We start from the raw sequence: 26,557 nt of genomic DNA, 5'->3' as shown, positions 1-26,557 counted from the left end.
CGACGTTAGCACGGTTCTTGCCTCCCGTGCCGGCCGCTCTACCCATCCTACCTGGCGGCTTGGGAGGGGAGTGTCGCTGGGCGCGCAACGGCGGTTGGTCGTGCGAACTGGGCCAAAACCTGATCGCGGGGGCCGAACATTTCCACCATACCTTCCCGCAGCACGAGAATCTTGTCGACCGAATTCAAGATGCTGGGACGATGCGTAATGATCAGCACGGTCGAACCATCCGCCTTCAATTGCGCAATGGCCCTGACGAGCGCCGCTTCTCCCTGATCGTCGAGGTTGGAATTCGGTTCGTCGAGCACCGCCAGCACGGGGTTTCCATACATAGCTCGGGCGAGCCCGATACGCTGGCGCTGACCGCCGGAAAGCACCGCGCCGCCCTCGCCGATCGACGTGTCATAGCCCTTGGGAAGATGCAGGATCATCTCGTGAACCTGCGCGCGTTGCGCGGCAGCCACAACCTTCTCGGAATCTACCTCGCCAAAGCGAGCAATATTCTCGCTGACCGTCCCATCGAATAATTCGATATCTTGAGGTAGATACCCGACGTAGGGGCCGAGTTCCTCGCGATTCCAGTGACTGATATCCGCGCCGTTCAGTCGTACCTTGCCGGCGGCGACGGGCCAGACGCCAAGAATGACGCGCGCCAGGGTCGATTTCCCCGCGGCGCTCGGCCCGATGACGCCCACGATCTCGCCGGCGGGAATGTCGAAGCGGATGCCTCGGAGTACCGGAACATTGGAGCCGGGCGGGGCAGCTAGCACGCCATCGAGCGAGAGGGTTCCGTCCGGGGCGGGCAGACTCATAAAGCGGGGGCGTTCCGGGATCAGGCGAAGTAGATCGTGCAGACGCTGATAGGCCGAGCGGGCGGACAGGAACCCTTTCCAACTTCCGATCAGTAGATCGACCGGCGCCAGGGCACGGCCGAGGAGGATCGAGGCCGCGATCATGATCCCGGGCGTGGAGACCTGCAGGATGACAAGGTAGGCGCCAAGCCCGAGAATCAGCGACTGGAGCGTCATACGCAACACTTTACTGGCGCTCGTCAGGAAACCGGCGCGGTCGCTTGCCAACGCCTGAAGTTTGAGGACTTCGTGATGACGCGCGAACCAGCGTTGATGGACCCGCTCCAGCATACCCATGGCCTCCATGGCTTCGGCGTTGCGCAGGTTGCCGCCGAGATAATTGCGCGCGCCGATAGCGAGGGAGTTTGCCTTGCCCAGCGGTTGCCGGGTCATGATCTCATTGGCGGTCGCCAGGGCGAACAGCAGCAGGGATCCGACGATCGCGAACCAGCCGAACCAGGGATGCATCAGGAACAGGACCGTGATGTACACCGGCATCCAGGGCACGTCGAAGAAGGCGAAGAGGCCGTTTCCGGTCAGAAACTGGCGCAGATTGGTCAAATCGTCAATGGGTTGCGAGCCGGCGCCCCGGCCATCGCGGAGTTTTGAGTCGAACATCGCCGTGAACAGACGGGGGTTCAGCAGCATGTCCAGACGAGCGCTGACCCGCACCAGAATCCGGGCACGCAGGACTTCCAGCAGTCCCATGACCGCAAACAGAAAGACCACGAGAAGGGTCAGCATCACGAGCGTCGGGGTGCTGCTACTCGCCAGCACCCGATCATAGACCTGGAGCATGTAGAGTGCCGGAACCAGCATCAACAGGTTGATGAAGAGACTAAATAATCCGGCGAATAGAAAGGAGTCGCGGCTGGCCTGAAGTGCTGCGCGCAACTCGTCGTGATGACGATTGATCTGTTTCACGTATGACAAGCCGATTAGGTGGAAAATAACGGGGACGCGGATGGAGTGCGACGCGCTGCAAAAGCAGAAAACGAAGTATAGCCCGAAACGCCGGCAATTGAGTGGACTCAGCGCGCGCTGAATCGATCCCAGTCGAACTGAAGCAGGTCATCGTCCTGTAAGACAAAACCGCTCGCCGATTTGGACAAGGCGGGCGTCGGCGCCTTGACCGCCGCCAGTTCGCCCAGCATCGCCAAATGCTGCATCGACAGGAGCTGACAATAGACGATCGGCAGCGCCGCCGCTTGACGCAGGTTGAGAAAGGCGTCGTCGGGCAATTGATTCAGCGCGGCCTCGTCGACCTGGAAGATGCCTTCGAGCTGGCGTTCGCCAGACTCGCCCTTGAGCGTGATCGGCCAGGGGCGGATGAGGGCGTGACGCGCGAGCGCCCCGCAGGCAATGGCGGTCAGGGCGCGATTCTTCTCGATCTGCTGTAAAAAGTCCATGATTTGATTCAGGCTATCGGCGGGTTCTCCGGTGGCGTTGAAAAAAGGCTCGCCCTCGTGGCCATTCGCCACCAGGCCACTGTCCTCGTCGATACAGAGGACCAGTGTGTTGTCTTGTGTCTTGAGCAGACTGAAGGGGTAGCCGCGGAGCACCGATGGCACGTAGCGGCCCAGCCAGCGGCCATCCGGGGCGACCAGGAGATTCCTGGCCGGTTCAAGCCCCATGAGCGCCACGGGCACATAGTCATCGCCCTGGCGGACGAAGGCCAGCGGCATGGCCATCGCCGCCTTCGGGATCTCGGCGGCCACCAGCGGGGCCAGCGACGATTGGCTTGCGAAGGCATGTGAAACGTAGCGTTTCCAGCGTTTGTCCGCGTGTCGTTCGCGGGAGACGGCGACGATGGTTGGCATGTTGAATCCTGTCGATGATGTCAGTGACCGCGCGCAGAGAGAGGCTCAGTACAAAAACGGCTCCAGCAGCTCTGGGATCCTCGCGATCGCGCTGCCGGCCGTCTCCGGGTCATCCGTGACATTGCTCAGCACATCCTGCCCAATCTGCCGCAGGCTGTCCCGATCCGCCGCGGAGAGCCGGCTGTAGACGATGCGATGCTCGGACTGATAGGCGGCGAAGGCCAGGGCGACATCCACCCGGTTGCCAAAACGAGCCATGTCACTCGCCGCCTCGGGGTTGCTCCAGCCGCCCTCGATCAGGGCGACGATCATCTCGTTGCGGCGAATGCGCCCGGCTTGCAGATCGGCCAGCCAGTAGGCCTTGCCTTCGGCGTCCGGCGCGCGGCCAAAGAGGTTCCGATACAGGGCATCGATCAGCCCCGTGTTACCGAGCGCATCGGGATACTCGGCCTGCACCAGCGGCTGGTCGAAGAAACTTTGTGCCACCGTGGTTGGCGTCCACTCGGGCCTGGTGGCGATCTGGTCGACCCAGTATTGCAAGCCTTCGTTGTCTGGGGCGTAGCCGAGGGTGGCCATATAGATCTCGGCGACCCGCCAGGGGTCGTTCCGTGGCGAGAGGACACCGGCGACCAGCGTGTTACCGCGCAGAGGGACGGGTTTGGCGTCAGGCGTCGAGGCATCCGGCGTCTGGGACAGATGGGTATTCGTCAGTCCGGCACCCGCAATCGGGTCCAGCTTCACGGTCGCCACCACGCCATCGGGGATGGCCGTCAGGTTAAGACCATAGATCAGGATCCGCAGCCAACCGGGCTTGACAAGGTTGGTGACCAAGCCTTTTCCGGCCGCTTGGACGGAAGGCGCGATCACGGCGTCGGCAGCGGCAAAGAGACTCGGATCATAGGTCACATCCGTCATCAGGGTCGAGATGTCGTGACCGCCCGCATTCAGGACCAGATCGGTTCCGATGCCGCCGCTATCCAGCCTGGCTGGAGCGAAAGACAGGGATCCGCCGATTTCAGTGCTCGTTGAAACGTTGGACAGGAATCCGCCGCTTTCGCCCGGGCTAGCACCCGTAATGGCAGCGACTGTATTGGATAGATAGTCAGTTAGGATCGCCTGCAGATCCGCTGCATCCATCGACGGAGTTGCATAATCGAGCTTCACACAGACTGGATCTGTGATGAGCGCATCCAGATAGAGAAGCACGGCTTGCTCAAATTCCCAAATCCTCACTTGGCCGCTGACATCGCAATCTCCAAGCAGCTTATTACGGCGTCGGTCGACCAAGATCCCTCCGGCGGCACCATGAATGAAGGTATCCAACCCGTCCATATCGGCGGCCCACGGCTGATCGAGCGTCAGCAGGAGTTGGCTGGAGGCCAATGGAGGACCAGTCACGATACCGACATTCAGAACCTCGAATGTTAGCGTCGCCGTCAAACCATCCAGAGAGACGGGGTTAGCATCTTGATAAACACGAATCGTCAGTTTCCCAGGAACGGTGGAATCGATGCGACTTGCCACGGCCTGGCTTCCACCGGGAATCGGACCAGTCCAAACAACGGATTGATATTCCAATTCCTTTGCGTCGTAATTCAGGACGGTCGAAAAGGCGCTGATCTCGCTTCCGTTATGTTTGTCAAGGGTCAAAGCGACCTCAACCATGGCAGTGACAAACGGGGCAACAGGGAATTCTGGGTTCAGGCTGTTGAACTCCAGCCCCAAAATCGGAATAAAGGGATCGTCTTCGATATCAGTCAGTTTCGCGACAAAGTTATCGATGCTGCCAGCATGGACCGCGTAGGCGGGACTCTCGCTCAGGGGGAAGGAATCCGTCGATGTCGATTTCGTGTTTCCGGCTAGAAAGGCTTGTTTTGCCGCTAAAGATGGCGTCCCGAGCAGCGTGACGGTCTCATCCTTGGTCCCGCCAAAGTAGGTTGAGTTCACCACGCGCAACCCTCGGGGATCCAGCTTCATCAGGAAGCCATCCTTGCCCCCGGCGTAATAGGTCTGGTAGGCGTTTTCCGTTGGAAAATTATTGGATGCCGTCTCGCCGGCGACATAGAGGTACTTCAATCCATCGGTATCGGCCGTTTGATCCAGCGCGATGGCCATCGCCTTATCGTCCGCCGAGTCACCTAGATAGGTGGAAAAATGCAGGAAGCGCGCGGAATAATCGATCTTGGCGAGAAAACCGTCGTTCGTGCCTCCGGCATATTTGCCGTAGAGCGCGTTCTTCAGTGGGAAATCGGTGGACGCGGTATAGCCGGAGAGCAGGATGTTTTTATCGTCATCCAGGACCATTCCAGTCAGGATATCGTTTTTCTTGCCGCCAAGAAAGGTCGAGGACACCAGTTCCAGACCGGCGCGCGCCATGCGGGTCACGAAGACATCGATGTCACCGCCATACGCCTGTAGCTGATTTTTCACCGGCAAATCGGTCGATGCGGTTTCGCCCGCCAGATAAAGGCTGCCATCCCCCTGAACCGAGATGAATTTGATCACGTCTCTCTTGGTGCCGCCAAAAAAGGAGGATGAATACAGAATGTCGCCATTGGCGCTGAGTTTCAGCAGAAAACCATCCGTAATTCCTTTATTGACGGGATACAGCGCGTTGCGGATCACCAGATCGCTGGAGGCAGTCTCGCCGGCGACATAGATACTTTGGACCGTGGTCCCCGTCGTATCGAATTCCAGGCTGATCGCATGCCCGGCATCCACCCCTGACCCACCAAAATAGGTCGAGAAGTCGATCGTTTGATCAGACGCCAATTTCGCGACGAAGGCCGCCTGCGCCTTGCCGCCAGGGAGAAGGGGATACATGGCGTCAAGGCTGACCGGAAAATTGGTCGAATTGGTTTGACCGGTCAGATAGAGTTCATCCCCATCCAGGGCCACGCCATTGATCTGTTCGTCTCCGGCACCGCCCAGGATGACGACATAATCAAGAGCCGACCCATCCGCGCTGACCTGATAAACCACGGCATCTTTTTTGAGAATGACCTGCTCTTCGGGGACCTCGGGGAAGGTCGGCGACAGGGTACTCCCCGCGATGATCACCTCTCCAGCAGCGGTCACGTCCATGGCGCGGGCATCCTCGTCCTTAGCCCCTCCCACGAAGGTTGAATAGTCGAGCGTCGGATCGATGATCAATGGCTGGGTCGGGTCATATCCGGCCACCTGGAAACCGAAAACAGGCGCGGCGAGGTCCGCGTTGCCTGGCGGAATCTCAAAATGACCCTCGACCCGAACCCGCTCGCCCGCCAGCATCTGATAGATCGACGGCGCCTTCTGACGCACCTCCAAACCATTGGGCAGGGTCATGATCATGACGCCGTCCTCGTCCAATGCCAGTTTCTTGACGCCTTCCATGGCAACCCGAATCTGGGACGGATCGGCCCCCGGCGCCAGCACGAAGTCATAGGCCATCTGCTGGCCATCATCACGGAAAAGCAGATCAACCCCTGGATAGACGGCTTGATACCGAACATTGGCATAGGTGGGGACCGCAGTGCGCCACTGGGCGGGATCCTGTCCGCAGAAATAGCTGACCCGCGTCGGCAGGCGCTCGCCCGGCACGAGATGCATTGTCGGTGCCGCGTTGAGCGGCCGCATCCGCAGCACGGATGCCTTCAGTCCGCCGTCGTGCATCTTGAGCACGACATCCCGGGGGGTGAAAAAAACATCCGCGTTCGCGATTTGGACAAGAAACTCAAACCCTTGATCCCATTGTCCCTGATTTGGCACAAACCGCAGCGGAAAGCCGGAAAGTCTCTGGACGTTCGCCGGCGCAACTCGATCATTCAATGACTTGAGTTGCTGGGGAGTCTCCGCGGCAAACGTTTGCGGGGTACGGGGGAGAACCAGGGACAGGCAAAACACTGCCGCGAACAGGGGAACATGAACGAAAGGCTTGTGCATGGAAGACATCCTCAAAATTGTCGATACGCCGACTCATTGCGTATTTTAGGATTGCAGGTATCAAGCCAAAAATGCGCCTGTCACGACAAACCTGAGGTGTTCCTGCTGAAAAACAGAAGGCTTGATGCTATCCATGCACTCGCGAAGACGATCATGCGTGGCGATTCGCAGGGCTCAGGTGAGCCGAGGAAGGCTAAAGCAGCGGCGCCAACAACCACGCGATCGCTGCGATCGCGCTATCCCGACTTGCCGTGGTCGCCGTGACCTGCGCGACAACCTCTTGGCCCGCCTGACGCAGATAAGCCTGATCGGAAGCGCAGAGATCACTATATCGGATCTCCTGCTCGGCCTGGTAGTCGGCGAAGGCCAGGGCGACCTCGATCCGATTCTGAAAGCGGGCCATGTCGTTGGCGGCCTCGGGGTTGGCCCACCCCCCCTCGATCAGCGCGATGATCATCTGCTTGCGTTGCACACGACCGGATGTAAGATCGGCAAGCCAGTAAGCATAGCCCTTGTCGTCCGCCGCGCGACCGTAGATGTTTTGATACAAGGCGTCAATCAAGGCACCGTATCCCTGACCCTCGGGATATTGTTCCTGAACAAGCGGCTGGTCGAAGAAGCTTTGCGCAACCGTGGTCGGGTTCCATTGCGGATTCGTCTCAATCTGCCGGACCCAGTAATCCAGTCCCTCATAATCCGGCGCATACCCCATGGTGCCGAGATAGATTTCAGTGACGCGCCAAGCGTCGTCGCGCTCGACAGGATTTGTCATCACAACGATGACATTGGAGTATCCGCTGACGCCTGACGCATTGTAGGCGCGCACACGGTAGTAATAAGGCTGGTCGAGCGTGACTCCAGTCACCGTGAGGCTGGTTGCAATACCCGCATCCAGATCGTCATATCCAGTGGTATAGCCTTCGAAGGTACTGCTGGTGGAGACATCCAGCCGATAGCCGGTTGCGCCGCTGGCGCTGCTCCAGTTGGCGGTAAAGCCATTCGTGGCGATGGCGCTGGCCGCGAGCGCTACTGGTGCCGCAGGCACGAGCATGCTGGCGCGGTAGCCGGCGACGATGTCTTTTGTTTCATTGAGAAGGCGCGCATTGTCGGCATCGCGTGTGTCGCCGGCGGGTGTGCCCTGATAGTTTTTCAGTGGTGTCGAGAAGAGTGGAGCCGAGTCGTAGGAACCGCCGAAACCATCGTCGTTATAAGCCATGATGGTGTGGTAGTCAGTGCCGTTCGTGCCTCTGAAATACCAGCCCGCCGAGTATTCGCCATCAAGATAATCGTTCGGGCCAGGATCCGAATATTGACTTTTTGCGTGATGGGCACCCAGATTGTGTCCCACCTCATGAGTCAGCGTGTGACTGATCGCAACCGATTGAATCGCGTTTACCGTAAATCCATAATCGGGGTTTCCCGACCAGTCGCCAAGCAGGAATCCCTGTCCAACGTACCCATAGGGAGATCCATGATCCACCAGCATGGCGACCAGATCGGCACCGTAGGCTTCGCGCGCCGCATGCACGGACGCGAACAGACCCGAGCCACCCAATAAGGCGTAGAGATCATTCGTCAATGGTGTCGATGAATTCGATGTTGTCGTATAAGCGATCGCCATTGCATGCGCCAAGCGGAAGGTAATACCCACACCGCTGTTCTGCATGGCCAGGTTCATGCGATTGATCGCATCTTCGGAAAAAGCCGCCATGCCGCCATTGGAATCGACCCAAGAGCTTGCGGTCGTATCATAGACGAGCATGATATCGATGTCGGTTGCCTGGGCCGACTTGCCCCATAAAAAAATACTCAAAAAAATCGCTAGCATGATGGCCGGCGGATGATATCGAGATAATCCGATGATTGGTCGAGTCACGCTGAATGTCTCGCGCTGTTTTCTCGAAACAGATTGAATTCCCATGAGCCTGATTGCCCTTTATTTCACAGGTTCGGCGGTATGATGGGCGACGAGTGAATTATCGGCGGCATGGCACGCCGATCGATTTCGATGACTTCTCCAATGCCAGTGCTGGTCTCTCCGACGACTCGATAGATGCGGGCTGTTTCGGGATTGTCGAAAGTCATCAGATAACTCTTGGTGGTCACCGTCATCGAGAAGATTGCAAGCTCACTTCCTGCAGCATGCCCGGTGATCGATAGAACGTCGAAACTTGGACGGGACTCGGAAGACACCACAATCTCAACGCTAACGTCGGGGAAAAAATCCAGGGTGAGTGAAAGACGCTGGAAAGACGCAGGGGCGACGGTTCGCTGTCCCGTTTCGGCGGATTGGAGCAAGAGTTGATCTACAGCCAGGAAAGCGCTCCCAATTCGCGAGACGTAGGGTTCAGTATCGGCTTGCGGCCTGTGGGAGGAAGCCGCTCGCGCGGCTGAATCGGGCGCAGGCCATAACAGATGAATGGCATCGCCCTGGGCTCTGACATCCACAGTGGCCAAGAGGAGCCCAATCATGAGCGGAAATAAGCTCACCGCAAGCCATGACGAACTGAGACGCTGTCGCGTTCCATGCTGGACGGATGCCGCGAGGGCCATTCTTCGCATTGCAAAAGGTCTGCTCAAGGCCGAGTTAAAGCTCATGAGTGATCCAGGGACTGCCGATCGCGAATACATGACTTTAACCTTTTGATTATTTGTTAATTTTGCGTCAGACACCACAGAGTGCGGGATTTCTTCAGGCAACATGAACACTCGTTTGGCGATCCGCTAGCGGTCACTTCCTCACCATGTCCACGACACCTCGATGATAGTGACTCAACCGTCGATGCCGAGGTGAACCATGTCACAGAACACACCATTCCTGGCACGGCAAGCTCGCCATCAGGTTGGCCAATAACCGCCAGATCCGATTTGACTGCCGTGGCCTCCCGTTCCCGTTCCCGATGTCGTGGGGTTGAGCCGCGAGACTAATGCGCCTCTGTCAGGCAACCAGGCAAGGCGTTGGACCTCCCCGCGGAGGAGCCAAAGAGCTGTAAGCGCGGATCTCAGCATGGGGCTCGGTCGAGCCAGGGACCGAGCGTCTTTTCCGCTGTCCGGGGAGCCTCGGCGTCTAGATCCAGAAGGGTGACTGGTGCGAATAACACTGAGATAAGCCCAACTGCTTGAGTTAGCGGGGAGCATGGATGGGGGCCGGCGACCCCGAATGGTAAGTTGGAGGTTGCGAATCAGCAGCAACCACCCGAGGAGCCGGCCCACATGCATCCTCGCCATCGCCCTGCAACGGGGCAACCGCGATGCGTTGAACACTCCGTCGACACAGCCGATTCCTCCGCGATGCTCAACCGATTGACCGGTCCGCAGTTGCTCGCTCGAGTCGAAGCACTGCTACCTGAGCACCGAGAGCGGCGGTTTCCGCCGACCTTGCTGCTGGCGATTGTCGCGCTGCTAGCGGGCAAGCTCCTCGGCCTGATCTGGATTTCAGCTTGATTATTTCCAACGCCCGATTAGCATTAAGAGGCCATGGACATCCCCGACGCCGAACGCATCAAACACCGCGAGATCGCGTTTCAGGACATCCATCCGAATCCGCACCAGGCGCTGACCGCGGCGCGTTTCCTGGCGGACAGGGATGGCATCCTGCACATCGACCCCGCCTCCCCCGCCCTGCTGCGGATTCGCTACGACGTGCTCATCACGACGTTGCGGGAAATCGAAGAGGCGCTGAGCGAACTTGGCCTGCATCTGGACACGCGACTCTTCCACAAACTCATGCGCGCCCTGCATGACTACACGGAAGAAACCTTCCGAGCCAACTGCGGCGGCCACTCTGGCGACATCAACGTCACGGAAAAGCTATTCGCCAAGCAAAACCACGCGGTCCATCCGCCCCGGCGGCCGCGCAACCGGCTCGCCTCCCCGCCACGCCTTTCCCTCCGGAGGCAATGCCCCTCGTGACCGACGACCAGCTTCTACGCTACAGCCGCCAGATTCTGCTGCCCGCCTTCGGGATCGCGGGACAGGAGCGCCTGCGGGCGGCCAGCGTCCTGATCGTCGGACTCGGCGGTCTCGGCTCGCCGGTCGCCCTGTATCTTGCCGCGGCGGGCGTCGGTCGCCTGCTGCTGGCGGATTTCGACGCCGTCGATCTCTCCAATCTGCAACGCCAGATCCTTCACACTAGCGCACGCATCGGCCTGCCGAAGGCGGAGTCGGCGCGTCTGGCGCTGCATGCGCTCAACCCCGAGGTCGAACTGGTCGCCGTCAAGCACCACCTGACCGAGGAACGTCTCCCCGGCCTGGTCGCGGACGTGGATCTGGTGGTGGACTGCTGCGATAACTTCGCGACCCGTTTCGCCGTCAACGCGGCCTGTGTCGCCGCCCGCGTGCCGCTCGTTTCGGGCGCGGCGATCCGTCTGGAAGGTCAGGTGACGGCCTTCTCGGGCCAGCCCGGCGACCCCTGTTATCAGTGCCTCTATCCGCGTGACGGCGATCTCGACGAAACCTGTTCGGCCAATGGCGTGCTGGCCCCCGTGGTCGGGATTGTCGGCAGCATCCAGGCCACCGAGGCGATCAAGATCCTGACCGGCCTCGGCGTGCCGCTGTTCGGGCGTCTGTTACTGCTGGATGCGGCAACGATGGACTGGCGCCGCCTGCGTCTCGGCGTCGATCCGGCCTGCCCGGTCTGTTCCGGACGCACCTGAGCGGTTGTCACGGATCAGGGACGAGCCACCGCCAACGCTCGGCATGTCATGAACCAAAAAACCGATTTCTCCGATAAAACCTATCTGATCGTCGACGATTTCGTGTCGATGCTCGCGCTCCTGCGCGGCATGCTGCGTTCGTTTGGGGCGGTCCACCTGGATCAGGCCCGCAACGGCGTCGAGGCGATCGCGCTGATGGAACGCAAACGCTATGACGTCGTGCTGTGCGACTATAACCTGGGACAGGGCAAGGACGGGCAGCAGGTGCTGGAGGAGGCGAGACACCGCGCGCTGATCGGGGTCGACGCCATCTTCATGATGGTGACCGGGGAGACGAGTCGCGAGCGGGTAATGGGCGCGGTGGAATACACCCCCGACACCTATCTGACCAAACCCTTCACCATCCAGATGCTCAAGACCCGTCTGCTCCGACTTTTCGAACGTAAATCCAACCTGGGCGGGGTCGAACAGGCGCTGCTGGCGACGAACCATGACTCGGCGCTCGCCGAATTGAGCGCGCTGATCGCGGGAAATCCGAGAAATCGCATCGATTTGCTACGCTTGAAGGCCGACATCTGTCTCACGACCAGCCGCCAGCGCGAGGCCATGGCCATTTACGACGAGATCCTCGCCGATGACGCGCTCGACTGGGCCCAGCTTGGCCGGGGCAAGATCCTCTTCCAACAACAACAGTATGGCGAGGCACATGGGGTTTTCGCCCGCCTGCTCGACAGCGATCCCAATTTCATTCTTGCCTACGATTGGCTGGCCAAAACGCAGGTTGCCGAACGGTCCTTCGGCGAGGCGGAACAGTCGCTGCAACAGGCCCTGCGCTTATCGCCGCGCAACCTCGACCGTCAGCGGCGGCTCGGCGACCTGGCCTTGCAGCGAGAGGACGGCCAGACCGCGGAGGCCGCGTTCGAGCAGGCCGTCGCGCTCGGCCGGCATTCGGTGTTGAATCATCCCGCGCTGTATGTCGGATTGGCAAAATCGAAAAGCCTCAACCAGAACAGTTCTCAGGCACTCAAGGTGGCGGGAGAAATCCATAAACGTTTTATCGATCACCTGGAGGCGGCCATCTACGAGGCGAGCGCGACGGCCTTCGTCAAGCGGCAGCAGGGAGACGCGAAGGGGGCGACCGCGGCGCTGCAAGCGGCCGAGCGGTCGCTCGCCAGTCTGGGCGGCGGGATGTCCGCCAGACTTGCGCTGGAGATGCTCATGACCTGGTTCCGGGCAGGCGAAACGGAAAAGGCCAGCGTTCTGCTTCAGCAGTCGGTCGCCAACCACCATGATGACCAGGAGTTTTTGACAGAGGTTGTACGCATCTGCCACGACACCGGTCTTGCGCAGCAGGCCGACCAGGACATCCGCCAGATTGAGCAGTACATTGTCCAGATTAACCGTTCCGGCAAGCGTCTGATCGAGGAAGGCGACTATGAGGCCGCCATCGAACTCTTACACGATGCCGCCGAGAACATGCCGGGCAACAAAACCTTCAATCTCAACGCGGCAAAGGCATGGCTCATCAAAATGGAGAGCCGGGGCGCCTCGGCCGAAGGCATCCAGACGGTGCGTCGCTATCTCGCCCGAGTCAGAACGTCCGCCCCCCATGACTGGCGGCTAGCGGACAGTCAATCGCGTCTGCGCCAATTGGCGCCCAAGACCTAGACGCTGGCCGGGCACGCGCGTTCCGGAATCGACGAGCCAGCCGTTGACCTGAAACTCAGCCGACTCTCGGTCGTTTTTTCCGCCACGCGCCGGGTGATGCCGGGGATCGACGGCGCCTTTGCCCTTTTTGTCTGGAACGCGCACGTCCTGCTCGGCGCAACAACCAGCCAAGCCGTTTATTTCTTGTTTATATCCCGTTAATACGGAATCGACCGGATCCGATTAAGCTCAAGGCTGATGGAGCACGTTGTCAAGACGAGCGCAACGGTAACGTCCGTGACCCGCCTCGTCACACCGGCCCCAAACCGAGCAGTCACCGGTGATCAGCACAGCCATGCTTAAGAAGATTCGTGTCGATCAACTCCAAACGGGCATGTATGTCCATGATCTGCACTGCGATTGGATGGAACATGGATTCCTAAGACCTCGTTTCCTCCTCAAGACGGACACGCATCTGGAGCAGATTCGCCAACTGGGGATCCACGAACTCACGATCGACACGAAGAAGGGACAGGATCTTTCGAACCTAATCTCACGCACCGAGGACCAGCCCCCGACCCAGCCCCCGGAGTCAGGATCGAGTCCAGCGCGGCAAGCGTCACCGACCGACGAGCGTGCCCACGCGAAGCGGATTCACACGGAAGCGATCGACGTCGTGAGCAGCCTTATGACGGACGCCCGGCTCGGACAACAGATCGACCTGGAGCGTGCCAACCCCGTGATCGGCGAGATGGTGGATTCCATCTTCCGCAATCAGGATGCCCTCCTGGGGCTCACCCGCATCCGCAACATGGACCGTTACACCTTCGAGCATTCGGTGAACGTCGCCGTGCTCATGGTGTCCTTTGCCCGCAGCCTGGAGTTGGATCGCCCCCTGATCCAGGACATCGGGATCGGGGCGCTGCTGCACGATCTCGGCAAGACGCTGGTGCCGACCGCCATTCTCAACAAACCGGGCCGGTTGAGCGACGAAGAATTCGGCGTGATGCGCGGTCATGTCGTCCACAGCCGCGAGATCCTGGCCGTGGCACCGGGTATCCCCGCAGCCGCCCTGGCGGTCGCCGCCGAACATCATGAGCGGCTGGATGGCAGCGGTTATCCCGACGGCAAGGCTGGCGCAGCGATCTCCCGTTACGGGCAGATGGCCGCGATCGTCGATATCTATGACGCCATCACCTCCGACCGTGTCTATCACAAGGGCATGGAACCCCCGCTGGCGCTGCGCAAACTGCTGGAGTGGAGCGGTCAGCACGTCGATCCGCAACTGGTCCAGCAGTTCATCCGCTGCGTCGGCATCTACCCGGTAGGCACCCTGGTGCGGCTGCGCAGCGGTCGGCTGGGGGTCGTGGTCGAGTCCAGTCGCGAGGGGCTGTTACAGCCGGTGGTGCGGGTCTTCATGGATGCCGACCGCCGCCGCTATCTGGCCGTTCAGGACGTCGATCTGTCACGCCAGCGGAAAGGCTCGGAGGAACGGATCGAGCGCGCCGAATCCCCCGAGCAGTGGCACGTCAACCCGGCGGAGTTGCTCCAGATGCGCTGCTGATCGTCATCTTTGCTTGCGAGGAGTCGCGCCATGGCGCAAACCGATTTTACCCGTCAAACCTATCTCATCGTCGATGACATGGCATCGATTCGCGAGTTCCTACGTACCCTGCTGCGCACGCTGGGGGCGACTCAACTGGACCAGGCCAGTACCGGTGCCGCGGCAATCGCGCGGATGGAAGGCAAGCGCTATGACGTGGTGCTGTGCGATTACAATCTGGGTCCGGGCAGGAACGGCCAGCAGGTGCTGGAAGAAGCGCGACACCGCGCGCTGATCGGGGTCGCGGCCATTTTTATCATGGTGACGGCGGAGAAGACCCGCGACATGGTGATGGGCGCGGTGGAATACACGCCCGACGCTTATCTGACGAAACCGTTCACCATGGATCTGCTCAAGACCCGGCTGGCCACCCTGTTCGAGCGCAAATCCGGTCTGGGTGGCGTCGATCGGGCGCTGCGGTCCGGAGACCATGGCGCGGCGATCGCGGGACTGAACCGGTTGCTCGCCGCCAAACCGGGGAATCCCACCGATTTGCTGCGCCTCAAAGCGGATGTCTGCCTCACGGCCAATCGCCTCGACGAGGCGATGGCGATCTATGACGCGCTGCTCGCGAACCGCGCGCTGAACTGGGCGCTCCTGGGCAAGGGCAAAATTCTGTTTCAGAACAAACAGTATGGACAGGCAGGCGACATCTTCGCGCGGCTGCTCGACAGCGAGCCCCATTTCCTCCTTGCCTACGATTGGCTGGCCAAGACACAGGTGGCCGAACAGGACTACGACGGTGCGGAGCAGACCCTGAAGAAGGCCGTTGCCTTGTCGCCACGCAATATCGAACGTCAGCAGCGACTCGGCGAGCTGATCTTGAAACAGGGCGACGGCAAGGCCGCGGAGGCCGTGTTCGAACGGGCCGTCGCGCTCGCGAGGCACTCGGTGCTGAATCATCCGTCACTGCATGCCGGGCTGGCGAAATCGAAAAGCGTCAACCAGAAACATAACGAAGCATTGAAGATCATTGGGGACATCGGAAAAACCTTCGTCGACCACCGCGAGGCGGCCATCTATCAGGCAAGCGCCATGGCCATCGTCAAACAGGATCAGGGCGACACGAGCGGCGCGGCAGCGGCGCTCCAGGCCGCCGAACAATCGATCGTCGAACTCGGCAGCGGTCTGCCCCCCAGACTGTCGCTGGAGATGATGGCGACCTGTTGGCGGTTGGGCGAAACGCAAAAGGCCACCGCCCTGCTACAGCAAGCGATCGGCAACAACCACGATGACCATGCGTTTCTGGCCGAGGTGGTGCGGGTCTGTCACGACACCGGGCTCGCGGAGGCGGCGGACACGGCCATCCGCCAGATTCAACGAGACATCGTCAGGGCCAACAATGCGGGCGTCGGTCTGATCAAACAGGGCGACTTCGATGCGGCCGTCAAACTTCTGCGCGAGGCGGCCGAGGAGATGCCGGGCAACAAGACGATCAATCTCAACGCCGCCAAGGCATGGATCATCCAGATGGAGAATCGCGGTCCCTCGTCCGAGGGCATCCAGGCGGTTCGCGGCTATGTCGCGCGGGTCCAGAAAGCCAACCCCAACGACTGGCGGTTAGCGGACCTGCAATCGCGCCTGCGTCAGTTGGCCATTCAGGTTCCCAAAACAAGATGAGCGTGACGTATCGGATCGATGAACAGACCTCCCAGGTGACCATCGCGATCGGTGGACGCTTCGATTATTCAGTACATCAGGAATTCCTGAATGCCTTCCGGAACATCGATTCCAAGACCATGACCTACTTCGTCGATCTGTCCAATACCTCTTATCTGGACAGCTCGGCCCTGGGGATGTTGCTGATCCTGCGCGAGCACGCGGGAACTGGAGTCGCGCCGGTCACCATCAGCGGTTACGGAGAGAACGTGGGCAAGATTCTCAAGATCGCGAATTTCGATAAATTGTTCACTTTTAAGCCCTAAAGCAGCCATGAACCATCGGTCGACCCAAGATCCGTCTGCGTCAAGGGCACCGCCGCCCCAGGATGATGTCAGCGAACAGATTGCCGCCATCCTGCGGGAACGCGGAATCGTGACCCATGAACAACTGACTTATGCCTGCCGTGTTCGCGGTAAGCTCAGGAACGAATACCCGCTGATCAAGGTATTGCGGGAGCTGGGATACCTGGCCACCTGTCAGATGGCGGATCGTGATCAATGATGGACCATGCACACGGTCGCTCACCGTCTCCCGCAGTGGTCTCCGGTTCGCGGCACCGGCGACCTGAAGACCGCGGCCGTCTCATCGCTTGCGACCATGGCCAGGATCAGTCGCGCCTGCTGATGTCCTCGACCGGCCAGCTCTCGGAAGCGATCAGCGATTCGCGCGCGCGGATGCGCAGACGGTAGCCGATCCCCGGCACGGTCTCCAGGATGGAATCCTCGGTTTCACCCGCGTCCAGCTTGCGGCGCAGCCGCGACAGCAGCACCGTTAGGGTGTTCGGGTGCGGATCGGCACGGGTCGGCAAAAGATCCGTCAGACGACGCCGTGACACCACGGAACCCTTGGCCGCCAGCAGGGCATGCAGCACCTCGAATTCGCCGCGCGTTAACTTGACGAGGACGCCGGCGGGATTGTGCAGTTGGCGCTGCGGCACATTCAGTAACCAACCGCCGAACGCCCATTCGACCGGCTGATCCTGGGGCAGGATTCGCTTCAGGCAATGCTCGATGCGTAACAGCATTTCACGGGGGCTGAATGGCTTGGTCAGAAAGTCGTCGGCACCCAATTCCAGGGCGACGAGTCGGTTCTCATCGGCATCGCGCCCGCTGACGACGATCACTGGCACCTTCCATTGACGGCGAAAGCGTCGTAACAGCACGATACCGTCTTCATCCGGCAACGTCAGATCGAGCAGAATCAGCTCGCAGGCGTCGGTTTGCCTGAGCATCTCAAGCGCCGAGCCCGCGAGAAGAACACGATAGCCGTTGTCGATCAGATAGGTTTCGACCAGATTGCGGAAGGTCAGGTCATCGTCGACCAGCAAAACCCGTGGACGGAGATGCTCCATCATCGCTAGGATCTGTCATGTTTGCTCTGCAAGTGAACGAAATAGTATCTGATATTCCGCGCGATCGAGCCGAATCCGCCTCGCCTCCCGTCATGAACGCACCACGTCAGGGCTGGCGTTTGGCCCCACGGCGTACCGTCGGCGTCTACTGGGTTTTCCTGGCGGCCGTCTTCTTCTTGGGATGGGCAACGCCGGGACACGCCGCGCGGATCCTGGAGGTCGACGGACTCGCTCACGTCGCGCTCGGCGACTCTGTGCAGTTCTTTCGCGACCCCACGCACCGCTGGACGCCAGATGCCCCCGCCGCGGAAACGCCGGCCTTCGTCGATTGGACCCGTGGCGGTTTCCTCGCGTTTGGCCCAACCCGTGACCGCGTCTGGCTGCGTCTGCGCGTGCGTAACCCGAGCGACCGGACCGTGGTCTGGTATCTGGATCTGGGCGAGGCGCTGCTGGCCGAGGCCGTGCTCTACCGAGCGGAGCCACCCGCCGCGTCGCCGCCCGAGCGCATCGCCCTGACCACGCCGCGCGCCGCACGCCGCATTCCGGTCGGACGCCCGGTGTTTCGTCTGGAAACGCCCGCGCGCGGCGAACAGCTTCTCTATGTCGGTGTCTCGACCGATTTTTCGCTGCGTCTGCCACTGATGGCCTATGGCGACCGGGCCTTCGTGAGCGCACTCCACGGCGAAGGCTGGTTTCGCGGGATCTGGCTGGGCACGATGCTGCTGGCGCTGATCTCGCACCTGTTTTTCTGGCGAATCCTGCGCGACCCGGTGTACCGCGAGGCGGCGGGGGTGGTTGCCAGCGTCCTCGCGCACACGCTGATCTTTTGGGGAAACTGGACGCTCCTGTTCGACATGCCCTCGACACGGGTGGCCGCGACCCTGCTCTTCGGCGCCGTCAGCCTCATGATGTGGTTCGTCTTGCGCGCCACCCGCCAGTTCCTCGATCTGGCCAGTCACTGGCCGCGCGTCCTGCCCCTGTATCGCGTCCTGGAGTGGGGCTGTGCGCTGCTCCTCTGCCTGAGCCTCATCGCACCGAATTCGCCATGGTTCAGCCCGCTGATCAATGTCAGCGGGCTGCTCGTCGATGCCGTCGTGATCCTGAGCATCTTCAAGCGCTGGCGACACTATTCCCCGACCCGTCTGTTCGCCCCGGCGTATCTGCTGGGCGTCCTCGGGAGCTTGCCGATCCTCTTGTTCTCCTTGGGCGTCGTGGGTCTTCCGCCCCTCGTCCTGACGCTGGCGTATCCGGTCGGTTTCTTCCTGGATATGGTGTTACTGAATCTGGCCTTGGCCGACCGGATTTTTCTCGCCCGCCGCGAGCGCGACACGGCGCGCCAGCGGGTGAAGGATCTACGGCGGATGTATCTGGATCGTCTGGAACATCAGGTCGAGGAACGCACGCGGCAGTTGGCGCACGTGAACCAACATCGCGATCGGATGGTCAGCCTGATCGCGCATGATCTGCGCGGCCATCTGACGAGCCTGGCCTTTCTCGCCATCGCGCCGCATGCGTCTCCGGGGATTGTGACGCTGCAACAACAGTTAGGGCATTTGCTGGAGCGGCTGGAATCGCAACGCCGATTACCCGCCGGGTTGGTCGCGGGTGGCGAGAGCGAGCTGAATCTGCGACAGGTCGTCGAGAGCCACTGCGACGCTTACCGCGACCGGGCACGTCAGAAAGACATCCAACTCGTCAACCGCATCCCCAGCGACCTCGACTGCTGGGCGGATCCGACCCTGCTGGATACGCTACTCGACAACCTGCTCAATAATGCGGTCAAGTTCTGCGGGGCGGGCGACCAGATCGAGATCCGCGAACGCGCCAATGGCCAGCCCGGTTTCGAGGTCGCCGATAACGGTCCCGGCGTGTCGGCATCGGTCGTGCCCGAGCTGTTTCGTCTCGATGGCACCCAGCGCGGCATCGGCTCGCACGGCGAGGTTGGGACCGGCAATGCCCTATCCCTGTGCCGTGCCATTCTGCAGACGCTCGGCGGCGACCTTGACTGGTCTCCGGTACCTCCGGACTCGCCGCGCGCCAATCGCAAACACGCCCGTGGGCGTGGGGCAATCTTCAGCGTGCGCCTGCCCGATCGACAAGGCGATCAGTGGCTTGAGTCGAGCGCCGGATGATCGGCAGCCGTCACTCTCGCAAGATCGAGACCTGATCGTCGACCCGCGCGAGCGCTCCCGCGACAGCGATTCCCGGTCTGGCCGGAAGCGGCGCGTCGGGCGCCGCGTCTCGCGGCGCACTCGTCTCCGCCTCCGTCTGGTTCAGGGGCAGATGCAGATGGCGAGCGATCACGCTCAAGAGCATCGCGGGGTCGAACGGCTTACCGACATGGTCATTCATCCCGGCGGCATGGATCAGTGCGATCTCCTCGCGCCGCACATGGGCGGTCAAGCCAATAATGGGCACTGACGCGCCCCCCGGCAGTTCGCGCAGACGACGGGTCGCCGTATAGCCGTCCATCTCCGGCATCTGGATGTCCATCAGCACCGCATCGAACGCCCCAGCGCCCCGCCGTTCAATCAAGTCGACGGCCGCGGCGCCATGGTTTGCAACCTCCACCCCGGCTCCCGCCTGTTCCAGGAACGTCTTGACCACCTCTTGATTGAGGAGGTTATCCTCCACCACCAGAAGGCGCTTCCCGGTGAGATCGAGGATCGGTTGTCGCGGGCGCTCCGCTTGGGCCAGGCCATGCCCCTTGGCGAGAGCGGCGGCCGCCATCGGTTCCGTGCCAAACCAGGCATCGAAGCGGAAGTTGCTGCCCTCGCCAGGAAGACTCTCCACCCGGATGCGGCCCTCCATCCGTTCCACCAGTTGCCTGCTGATGGACAGCCCCAGACCCGTTCCCCCATAGCGGCGCGTGATCGAGCTGTCCGCCTGTTGAAAGGGCTGGAACAACTCGCCGATCCGCGCCTCGGCGATACCGATGCCGGTATCCCTCACCTCAAACGCCAGATGAATCCTGTCGCGCCTGCCATCCAGCACCCGAATGGAAATCCGCACCTCGCCCCGCGGGGTGAACTTGACCGCGTTGCCGCTCAGATTGACCAGAACCTGGCCCAGACGTAGCGGATCGCCCACCAGCCATGCCGGCACCTCGGGCGCGATCTCGACGCGGAACGCCAACCCCTTGTCGCGCGCACTGTGCCCAACCGCTGTGTCGAGATGCGCGATCACCTCCTTCAGGGCAAAGCCGGTGGACTCCAGCGTCAACTGGCCGGCCTCCACCTTGGAGAGATCCAGGATGTCGTTGAGCAGATCCAGCAGGGATCGCGACGCCCCCTGCGCTTTTTCCAAAAAGGTGCGCTGTTGCTCGCTGAGGACGGTCTCCAGACAGAGCTGGAGCATGCCCATGATCCCGTTCATCGGGGTGCGGATCTCATGACTCATGTTGGCCAGAAACTCGCTCTTGGTCCGGTTGGCCTGTTCGGCGGTCGCGATGGCGCGTCGCAGGTCTTCCTCCAGCTTCAAACGCTCGGTCATATTGATCGTGATCCCCTCGATCCTGACGACACGCCCCTGATCGTCCCTCACTGGCCGCGCATGGCTAATCAATTGCAACCGCGCGCCGCGCACGGTGAGTTCCAGAGTCACCGGCGCCGGGATCTCGCCCGCCTGACATTGACGCAAGGCGGACAACCCGCGCCGTCGGGTGTCGGCGGACCAGTGGGCGATGGCGTCCCAGGGCATGCCCATAATCCGCGCCGGGTCGATGCCGAACCAGTCCCGCAAACTCGGACTGATATAGAGAAAGGCGCCTTCCGGCGTGAGCGAATAGAAATTGAAGTTGGCCGAGGCGGATTCGACCATCTCCCGATAGCGACGCTCGCTCTCCGCCAGAATCCGCTCGGCCCGCTGGCGTTTTGCCATCTCCCGCCTCAGGCTCCAGTTCCAGAGCAGGATGACGAGCAGCACGAGCGCGAAACCCGCCAGCACGTTCCAGAGCAGACGGTAATCGACCGTCGCCGGCGGCTGCACCTGCACCCAGCGGCTGTAGATGCTTTTACGGTCGCGCTCGGGAATGGCCGCGATGGCCTTCTCCAGAATCCCGGCCAGTATCGGCCAGTCCTGCCGCACCGCCATGGACAGGGCGAATTCATAGGAGGTCATGCCGGCCACGCGGACCTGCACGAGTCCGGTCCGGCCAATCGCCTGACTGGTCGTGACGAGGTTGTCGACGAAGGCATCGACCCGCCGTTCGGCCACCTCGCGCAATGCCGCTTCGGTATTGGCGAACGGCACCCGGCGGATCTCGGGATAGTCCTGTCGCAACCATTCCTGGACGGCGTGCTGGTCCACCACGCCCACTTGTTTGCCGGCCAGCGCCTCCAGATTTCCCAGAAAGGGCGCCTCGACGGGCGCGAAGATGGCGATCGGGAAGGCAAGATGGGGCGCGGAGAAATGAAAGCGCTTCCGACGCTCAGGAGTCTGGGACGCGGACGGCAGCAGATCGACTTCGCCCTGGTCGAGCCAGCGCAGCGCCTCCGCCCAGTTGGCGGTCGGCACGGACGCGAAACGCACGCCCAGCAGCGGCTCGATCCGGGCCAGATACTCGGGGCCGATCCCGCTCGCCCGCCCCTCCGGATCGAGAAATTCGACCGGTGCCCAGTCCGGGTCCACGGCATTAACGGATGACCGGATGCTCGGCCAGCCAGTCGCGCTCGACAGTGGTCAACGTCAGGCGGGAGCCCGGCTCCTGGACCACCTCGTCCAGCCAGCGGTTCTTGATCCGGGCGTGTTCGCTCTCGGGGATATCCCGCAACGCCTGATTCAGGATTCCCGGCAGCAGCGGCCAGTCGTTGCGGATGGCGAAGGTCAGCGGATTGGAATGCCCCTCCACCAGACCGCCGATCTTGAACGACACCTGGGCGTGCTGTTTGCGCCACCACTCCAGGAACAGGATGTCGAAAACCAGATCGACCCGGCGATTCGTCAGCGCGGCGGCCATGTCCTCCTGATTCGCCAAGGGCACGGGGATCACGCCGGGATAGCGATCGAGGATGGAGCGCGGGTGCAGCGCCCCCTTGAGATAGCCGATCCGCTTGCCGGCGAGTTCGTCGAGTCGGGTCGTCGCCAGCGTCTCGTCGGCGCGGATATACAGATAGTAGTAGGTGACGAGGTAGGGAAGCGTGTGATTGACGAAGCGATCCCGCGCCGTCTTGCGCCCGCCCGCGGCAAGCCCGTCGATCTCGCGCCGTTCGGCCTGTTGGCCCAGGTCTTCCCAGGAACTGCTCACCGCCAGTCGGATGTTGGTCCCCAAACGCCGATTGATCAGCTCCAGATAGTCCGGAACGATGCCGGACAAGCGCCCGTCGTCCGCCCGGATCAGCGCCGGCTGGAAACGATCCGACATGCCCAGGACGATGTCGGGATGCGCGTCGAGCCAGGCGCGTTCCTCGGGCGTCAGCACGATGCCGGAGGCGGACTCCGGCCGCTCCGTCACGTCCGCCTCGGCCCCGTACAGGCTGGCCGACGCGAGCCAGCCGCCGATCAGTGCCAGCGCGACGAGAAGCCCCAGGGGTCGCCGGGCCGACATCAGTGAACATTGCATCTGTCTATTCCTCGCCAATCGAGACCGGTTGCGCCGGTTTCTTGATGGAACGATCAATCAGCAACCCTGTCCAGGGACAGCGGACGACCCCGTCGTTTTCGGGAACGCGCCAACATCGAATTGGCTCTCCAGGATTTGAATCTATTGTAGAATTCCCCACGATCGTTCTGGTTGAGGCCATCCTGCCTCATCCGCTACCCGAGCCACGGCAAGCTGGCTGTCGATATGAAACTCAGCCGACTCTCGGTCATCTTTTCCGCCACGCTCCTGCTGATGCTGGGGATCAACGGCGCCTTTACCCTCTTTGTCTGGAACGCGCACGTCCTGCTCGGCGAGGCGCAGGAACACCGTCAGCGGGCGCTGCTTCTGGTGCGCGAGCTGCGTCTGGAATCGGAGTTGCTGGCGCGTCTCGTCGGTCTCTATGCAAACACGGGGGAAACGCGCTTCCTGCTCGCCTATTACGACATCCTGGGGATTCGCGAAGGGGAGAAACCGGCGCCCACGGACACCAACTCGCACATTTATTGGGAGAAGGTCATCGCCGGCGAGGCCGAACACATCTTGCCGACGACTGGCCGCCGCCAATCCATGCGTGAACGGATGCGCTCGGTTGGCTTCAGCGCGGCCGAGCTGGACGCCCTGGAGCACGCCTTCGCGGCGACCGAGGCGCTCAAGGAGATCGAGCAGATCGCCTTCGCCGCGACCCAGGGACTCTACGATCCCGAGCTTCGCGACTTCGTCTCCGACGGCCAGCCCAACCCGGCCTATGCCCGGCAAGTCATCGCCAGCCGCGACTACAATCAGCGACGACTGCGTCTCTCGGAAGCGATCGAGACCTTGCTGAAGCGGGTCGATCAACGCACCAACGACGAATTTCTGCGCGCCCGTGCCCGTCTGCAGGACTGGATTCTGGCCTCCATCCTGGGCTTCCTGGTCATGACCGCGCTGATCGCGGTGGAAATCCGCCTCCTCACCCGTCACGTCCTGCGACCCTTGCAACAACTGCGCGCCATCGCCGGGCGCCTGGCGGAAGGACACTACGATGCCCGCGTTGGAACCGTGGACGGGGTAGAGGAATTGGCCGTCCTCGGCGGCACGCTCGACGACATGGCCCGCGCCATCGCGGCCGACATCCATCAACGCGAGGCGGTCCAACGGGAACTGGAAACCGCGCGCCGGCGGGCCGAGTCGGCGACCGAGGCCAAGAGCCGCTTTCTCGCCAACATGAGTCACGAGATCCGCACGCCGATGAACGCCATCCTCGGGATGCTCTATCTGGCGCTCGGCACCCCGCTTACCGCGCAGCAGCGCGACTATCTCGCCAAGACCCAGGTGGCGGCGCAATCGCTGCTCGGCATCCTCAACGACATCCTCGATTTTTCCAAGGTGGAAGCGGGTCGGCTCGAACTCGATCCCGCCCCGTTTCAACTCGAACAGGTCATCGGCGAGGCCCTGCTGCTGGTCCAGCAACGCGCCCAGGAGAAGGAGATCGAGCTGCTGTTCGATGCGCGCGGACTCTGGTCGATCCGTCAGGGCGGCGAATTGCTCGGCGATGCGCTGCGTCTGCGTCAGGTGCTGGCCAACCTGCTCGCGAACGCGGTCAAGTTCACCCCGGCCGGACATGTGCGCCTGATCCTGGAGTCGGTGCATGAAACGCCGCGCGACGTCATCCTGCGGCTTGCCGTCGAGGATAGCGGCATCGGCATGACGCCGGAGCAGATCGGGCGGCTGTTCGAGGAATTTACCCAGGCGGATAGCTCCACCACCCGTCAATACGGCGGCACCGGACTCGGTCTCGCCATCTCCAAGCGGCTGGTGGAGATGATGGGCGGACAGCTTGAGGTCACCAGCCAACCAGGGAAAGGCTCGACCTTCCAGTTCACGATCTGCTGCGCGCGCGTCTCCGCGCCGTCCGAGACCGCGGCGTCGGGCGAGACGACGATCCAGATGCGCGTGCTGGTGGTCGACGATTATCCAGAGGCGCGAGCGACCCTGTGCCGTCTTCTGAATCACCTGAAGATCGCCCGACTGGACGACTGCGCCACCGGCGCCGAGGCGATCGCGCGTCTGGACGCCGCCTGGTCGGCGGACGATCCCTATGATCTGCTGATCCTGGACTGGGTCATGCCGGACCTGGATGGCGCCGCCGTCCTGCGCGCGCTCCAGGAGCGGGAGATTCCCGCGCCGCCGCACATCCTCATCGTCTCCGCCTATGACCCAGGCGACATCCGCGCGCAGGCGCAGCCGTTCGGGGTCTGCGATTTCATCACCAAACCCGTGATGCCACGGGCGTTGCGGGACTATTTGAGCCGCAACGCCCACGGCCAGACCGCGAACGCGCGCGTACCAGCCGTTCCCGCGCCCACCTCGCTGCAAGGATTGCGCGTGCTGCTGGTGGAGGACAATCCGCTCAACCAGCAGATCGCCGTCGAATTGATGCGCGCGCGCGCCGTCGAGGTGGACGTGGCCGAGAATGGCGCCGAGGCGCTGGCCCGGCTGGCCGCGCGCGCGCCGGACTACTATGCCGTGGTGCTGATGGACTTGCAGATGCCGGTGCTCGACGGCTATCAGGCGACCGCCCGACTGCGCGCCGACCCGCGCTATGCCGACCTGCCCATTATCGCCATGACGGCCCACGCCCTGGTGGAGGAGCGCCAGCGCGGATTGAAGCTGGGCATGCAGGGGTATCTGGCCAAACCCTTCGAGCCCGCCGAACTCTTTGCCATCCTGGCCCGGTATCGTCCGCTGGGCGCGGCCGTTCCGGAGCCACCGCCGACACCCGTGTCGCCGGACGCGCTGCCCGTCATTCCTGGCGTGGATGCGCGCCGCGGTCTGGCGCGCAGCGGCGGCAATCCAGACTTCTATCGCAAGCTGCTGATCGCCTTTCGCGATCAGTTCCGGACGGCGCGCGCGACGCTACGGGATCACCTGGAGCAGGAAGACTGGGAGTCGGCCGTGCGCTATGCGCATACCCTCAAGGGCCTGGCGGGCACCCTTGGCATGGACGCCCCGCGGGATGCCGCCGCCGCGCTGGAGCGGGCGGCACGGTCGCGGGATGCGGGTACCGGCGATCTGCTGCAACCGCTCGAGGAGACACTGAGCCCCATCCTCGATCATCTGAACGATTTACCCGCGTCTCCCGCGCCAATCACGCCGGCACCGAGGGCGGCGGTCAACCCTGAGGAGACGGCGCGCCGCCTGGAGCGTCTGCGTCAGTTGCTGGCCGACGGCGATGCGGAAGTCACCGAGCTGTGGCAGCGACACGCCGACGAGTTTGTCGGCATCCTGTCCGACACCGCCCGGCGACAGATCCAGCGCGCCCTGGACAGGTTCGATTTCGACACCGCGCTGGCGCTGCTCGGGACCAGCCCAAGGGAGCATTCCAAGCCTTAACGCTGCGCGGTTCAACCTCCTGTTTCGCAAACGAAAACTGATCGACCGCAACCGACTCGCTCCAATCCCTTGAGAATCCTGTTTTCGGAAGCCG

The 26,557-nt window shown here is 62.0% G+C and carries 17 protein-coding genes; 9 read left to right on the top strand and 8 right to left on the bottom strand.

Translation table 11 applies throughout. The features are described from left to right. Positions 1-47 precede the first annotated feature (47 nt). The 5 genes from QZY07_RS19420 to QZY07_RS19400 all read right to left on the bottom strand — a co-directional run bounded on the left by QZY07_RS19420 (position 48) and on the right by QZY07_RS19400 (position 9,295). Positions 48-1,775 carry a type I secretion system permease/ATPase gene (locus QZY07_RS19420; protein WP_295406215.1) on the bottom strand — a complete coding sequence of 576 codons (1,728 nt, stop codon included), beginning with the start codon at positions 1,773-1,775 and terminating at the stop codon, positions 48-50. 107 nt (positions 1,776-1,882) lie between these two features. Next, complete coding sequence (locus tag QZY07_RS19415; protein WP_295406214.1) at positions 1,883-2,671, bottom strand: SapC family protein; 789 nt, start codon at positions 2,669-2,671, stop codon at positions 1,883-1,885. A gap of 45 nt (positions 2,672-2,716) precedes the next feature. Next, the gene (locus tag QZY07_RS19410; protein WP_295406212.1) at positions 2,717-6,592 is read right to left on the bottom strand and encodes a DUF4214 domain-containing protein; all 3,876 of its coding nucleotides are present in this window, start codon (positions 6,590-6,592) and stop codon (positions 2,717-2,719) included. A gap of 193 nt (positions 6,593-6,785) precedes the next feature. Further along, a complete protein-coding gene (locus QZY07_RS19405; RefSeq protein WP_295406210.1) occupies positions 6,786-8,513 on the bottom strand; it encodes a DUF4214 domain-containing protein in 1,728 nt (575 codons plus the stop codon). A 20-nt stretch (positions 8,514-8,533) separates the two neighbouring features. Further along, entirely contained in the window at positions 8,534-9,295 is a 762-nt protein-coding gene (locus QZY07_RS19400; RefSeq protein WP_295406209.1) for a hypothetical protein, read from the bottom strand. A gap of 588 nt (positions 9,296-9,883) precedes the next feature. Here QZY07_RS19400 and QZY07_RS19395 point away from each other — a divergent pair. From QZY07_RS19395 to QZY07_RS19365, 7 genes are all read left to right on the top strand, one after another. Next, positions 9,884-10,036: a hypothetical protein gene (locus tag QZY07_RS19395; RefSeq protein ID WP_295406233.1), complete on the top strand. Its 153-nt coding sequence runs from the start codon at positions 9,884-9,886 to the stop codon at positions 10,034-10,036. Positions 10,037-10,069: 33 nt separating this feature from the next. Beyond that, on the top strand, positions 10,070-10,504 hold the full coding sequence (locus QZY07_RS19390; RefSeq protein WP_295406207.1) for a hypothetical protein: 435 nt from the start codon (positions 10,070-10,072) through the stop codon (positions 10,502-10,504). Beyond that, positions 10,501-11,247 (top strand): molybdopterin-synthase adenylyltransferase MoeB, encoded by a 747-nt coding sequence (gene moeB, locus QZY07_RS19385; protein ID WP_295406231.1) that lies wholly within the window; start codon positions 10,501-10,503, stop codon positions 11,245-11,247. The genes QZY07_RS19390 and moeB overlap by 4 nt, the downstream gene beginning before the upstream one ends. Before the next feature lie 48 nt (positions 11,248-11,295). Continuing rightward, entirely contained in the window at positions 11,296-12,915 is a 1,620-nt protein-coding gene (locus QZY07_RS19380; RefSeq protein WP_295406205.1) for a tetratricopeptide repeat-containing response regulator, read from the top strand. Between the two features lie 334 nt (positions 12,916-13,249). Further along, complete coding sequence (locus tag QZY07_RS19375; RefSeq protein WP_295406203.1) at positions 13,250-14,458, top strand: HD-GYP domain-containing protein; 1,209 nt, start codon at positions 13,250-13,252, stop codon at positions 14,456-14,458. Between the two features lie 30 nt (positions 14,459-14,488). Then, a complete protein-coding gene (locus tag QZY07_RS19370) occupies positions 14,489-16,117 on the top strand; it encodes a tetratricopeptide repeat-containing response regulator (protein WP_295406201.1) in 1,629 nt (542 codons plus the stop codon). Then, complete coding sequence (locus tag QZY07_RS19365) at positions 16,114-16,422, top strand: STAS domain-containing protein (protein WP_295406198.1); 309 nt, start codon at positions 16,114-16,116, stop codon at positions 16,420-16,422. The genes QZY07_RS19370 and QZY07_RS19365 overlap by 4 nt, the downstream gene beginning before the upstream one ends. Positions 16,423-16,766: 344 nt before the next feature. Here the strand turns inward: QZY07_RS19365 and QZY07_RS19360 are convergent, their stop codons facing one another. Next, entirely contained in the window at positions 16,767-17,513 is a 747-nt protein-coding gene (locus QZY07_RS19360; protein WP_295406196.1) for a response regulator transcription factor, read from the bottom strand. A gap of 89 nt (positions 17,514-17,602) precedes the next feature. Here QZY07_RS19360 and QZY07_RS19355 point away from each other — a divergent pair, with 89 nt between their 5' ends. Then, positions 17,603-19,642: a sensor histidine kinase gene (locus tag QZY07_RS19355; protein WP_295406194.1), complete on the top strand. Its 2,040-nt coding sequence runs from the start codon at positions 17,603-17,605 to the stop codon at positions 19,640-19,642. 10 nt (positions 19,643-19,652) lie between these two features. Here QZY07_RS19355 and QZY07_RS19350 read toward each other — a convergent pair whose 3' ends face one another. Then, a complete protein-coding gene (locus QZY07_RS19350) occupies positions 19,653-22,139 on the bottom strand; it encodes a transporter substrate-binding domain-containing protein (protein ID WP_295406192.1) in 2,487 nt (828 codons plus the stop codon). Between the two features lie 4 nt (positions 22,140-22,143). Next, entirely contained in the window at positions 22,144-23,070 is a 927-nt protein-coding gene (locus tag QZY07_RS19345; protein ID WP_295406190.1) for a transporter substrate-binding domain-containing protein, read from the bottom strand. Between the two features lie 171 nt (positions 23,071-23,241). Between QZY07_RS19345 and QZY07_RS19340 the strand changes: the two genes are divergently transcribed. After that, entirely contained in the window at positions 23,242-26,463 is a 3,222-nt protein-coding gene (locus QZY07_RS19340; protein WP_295406188.1) for a response regulator, read from the top strand. The last annotated feature ends 94 nt before the right edge of the window (positions 26,464-26,557 follow it).

This window comes from uncultured Thiocystis sp. (assembly GCF_903866365.1).
In the GTDB taxonomy this organism is placed as follows: domain Bacteria; phylum Pseudomonadota; class Gammaproteobacteria; order Chromatiales; family Chromatiaceae; genus Chromatium.
The sequence above is the reverse complement of the archived record's forward strand: the minus strand, read 5'-3'. Positions and strand labels throughout refer to the sequence as shown.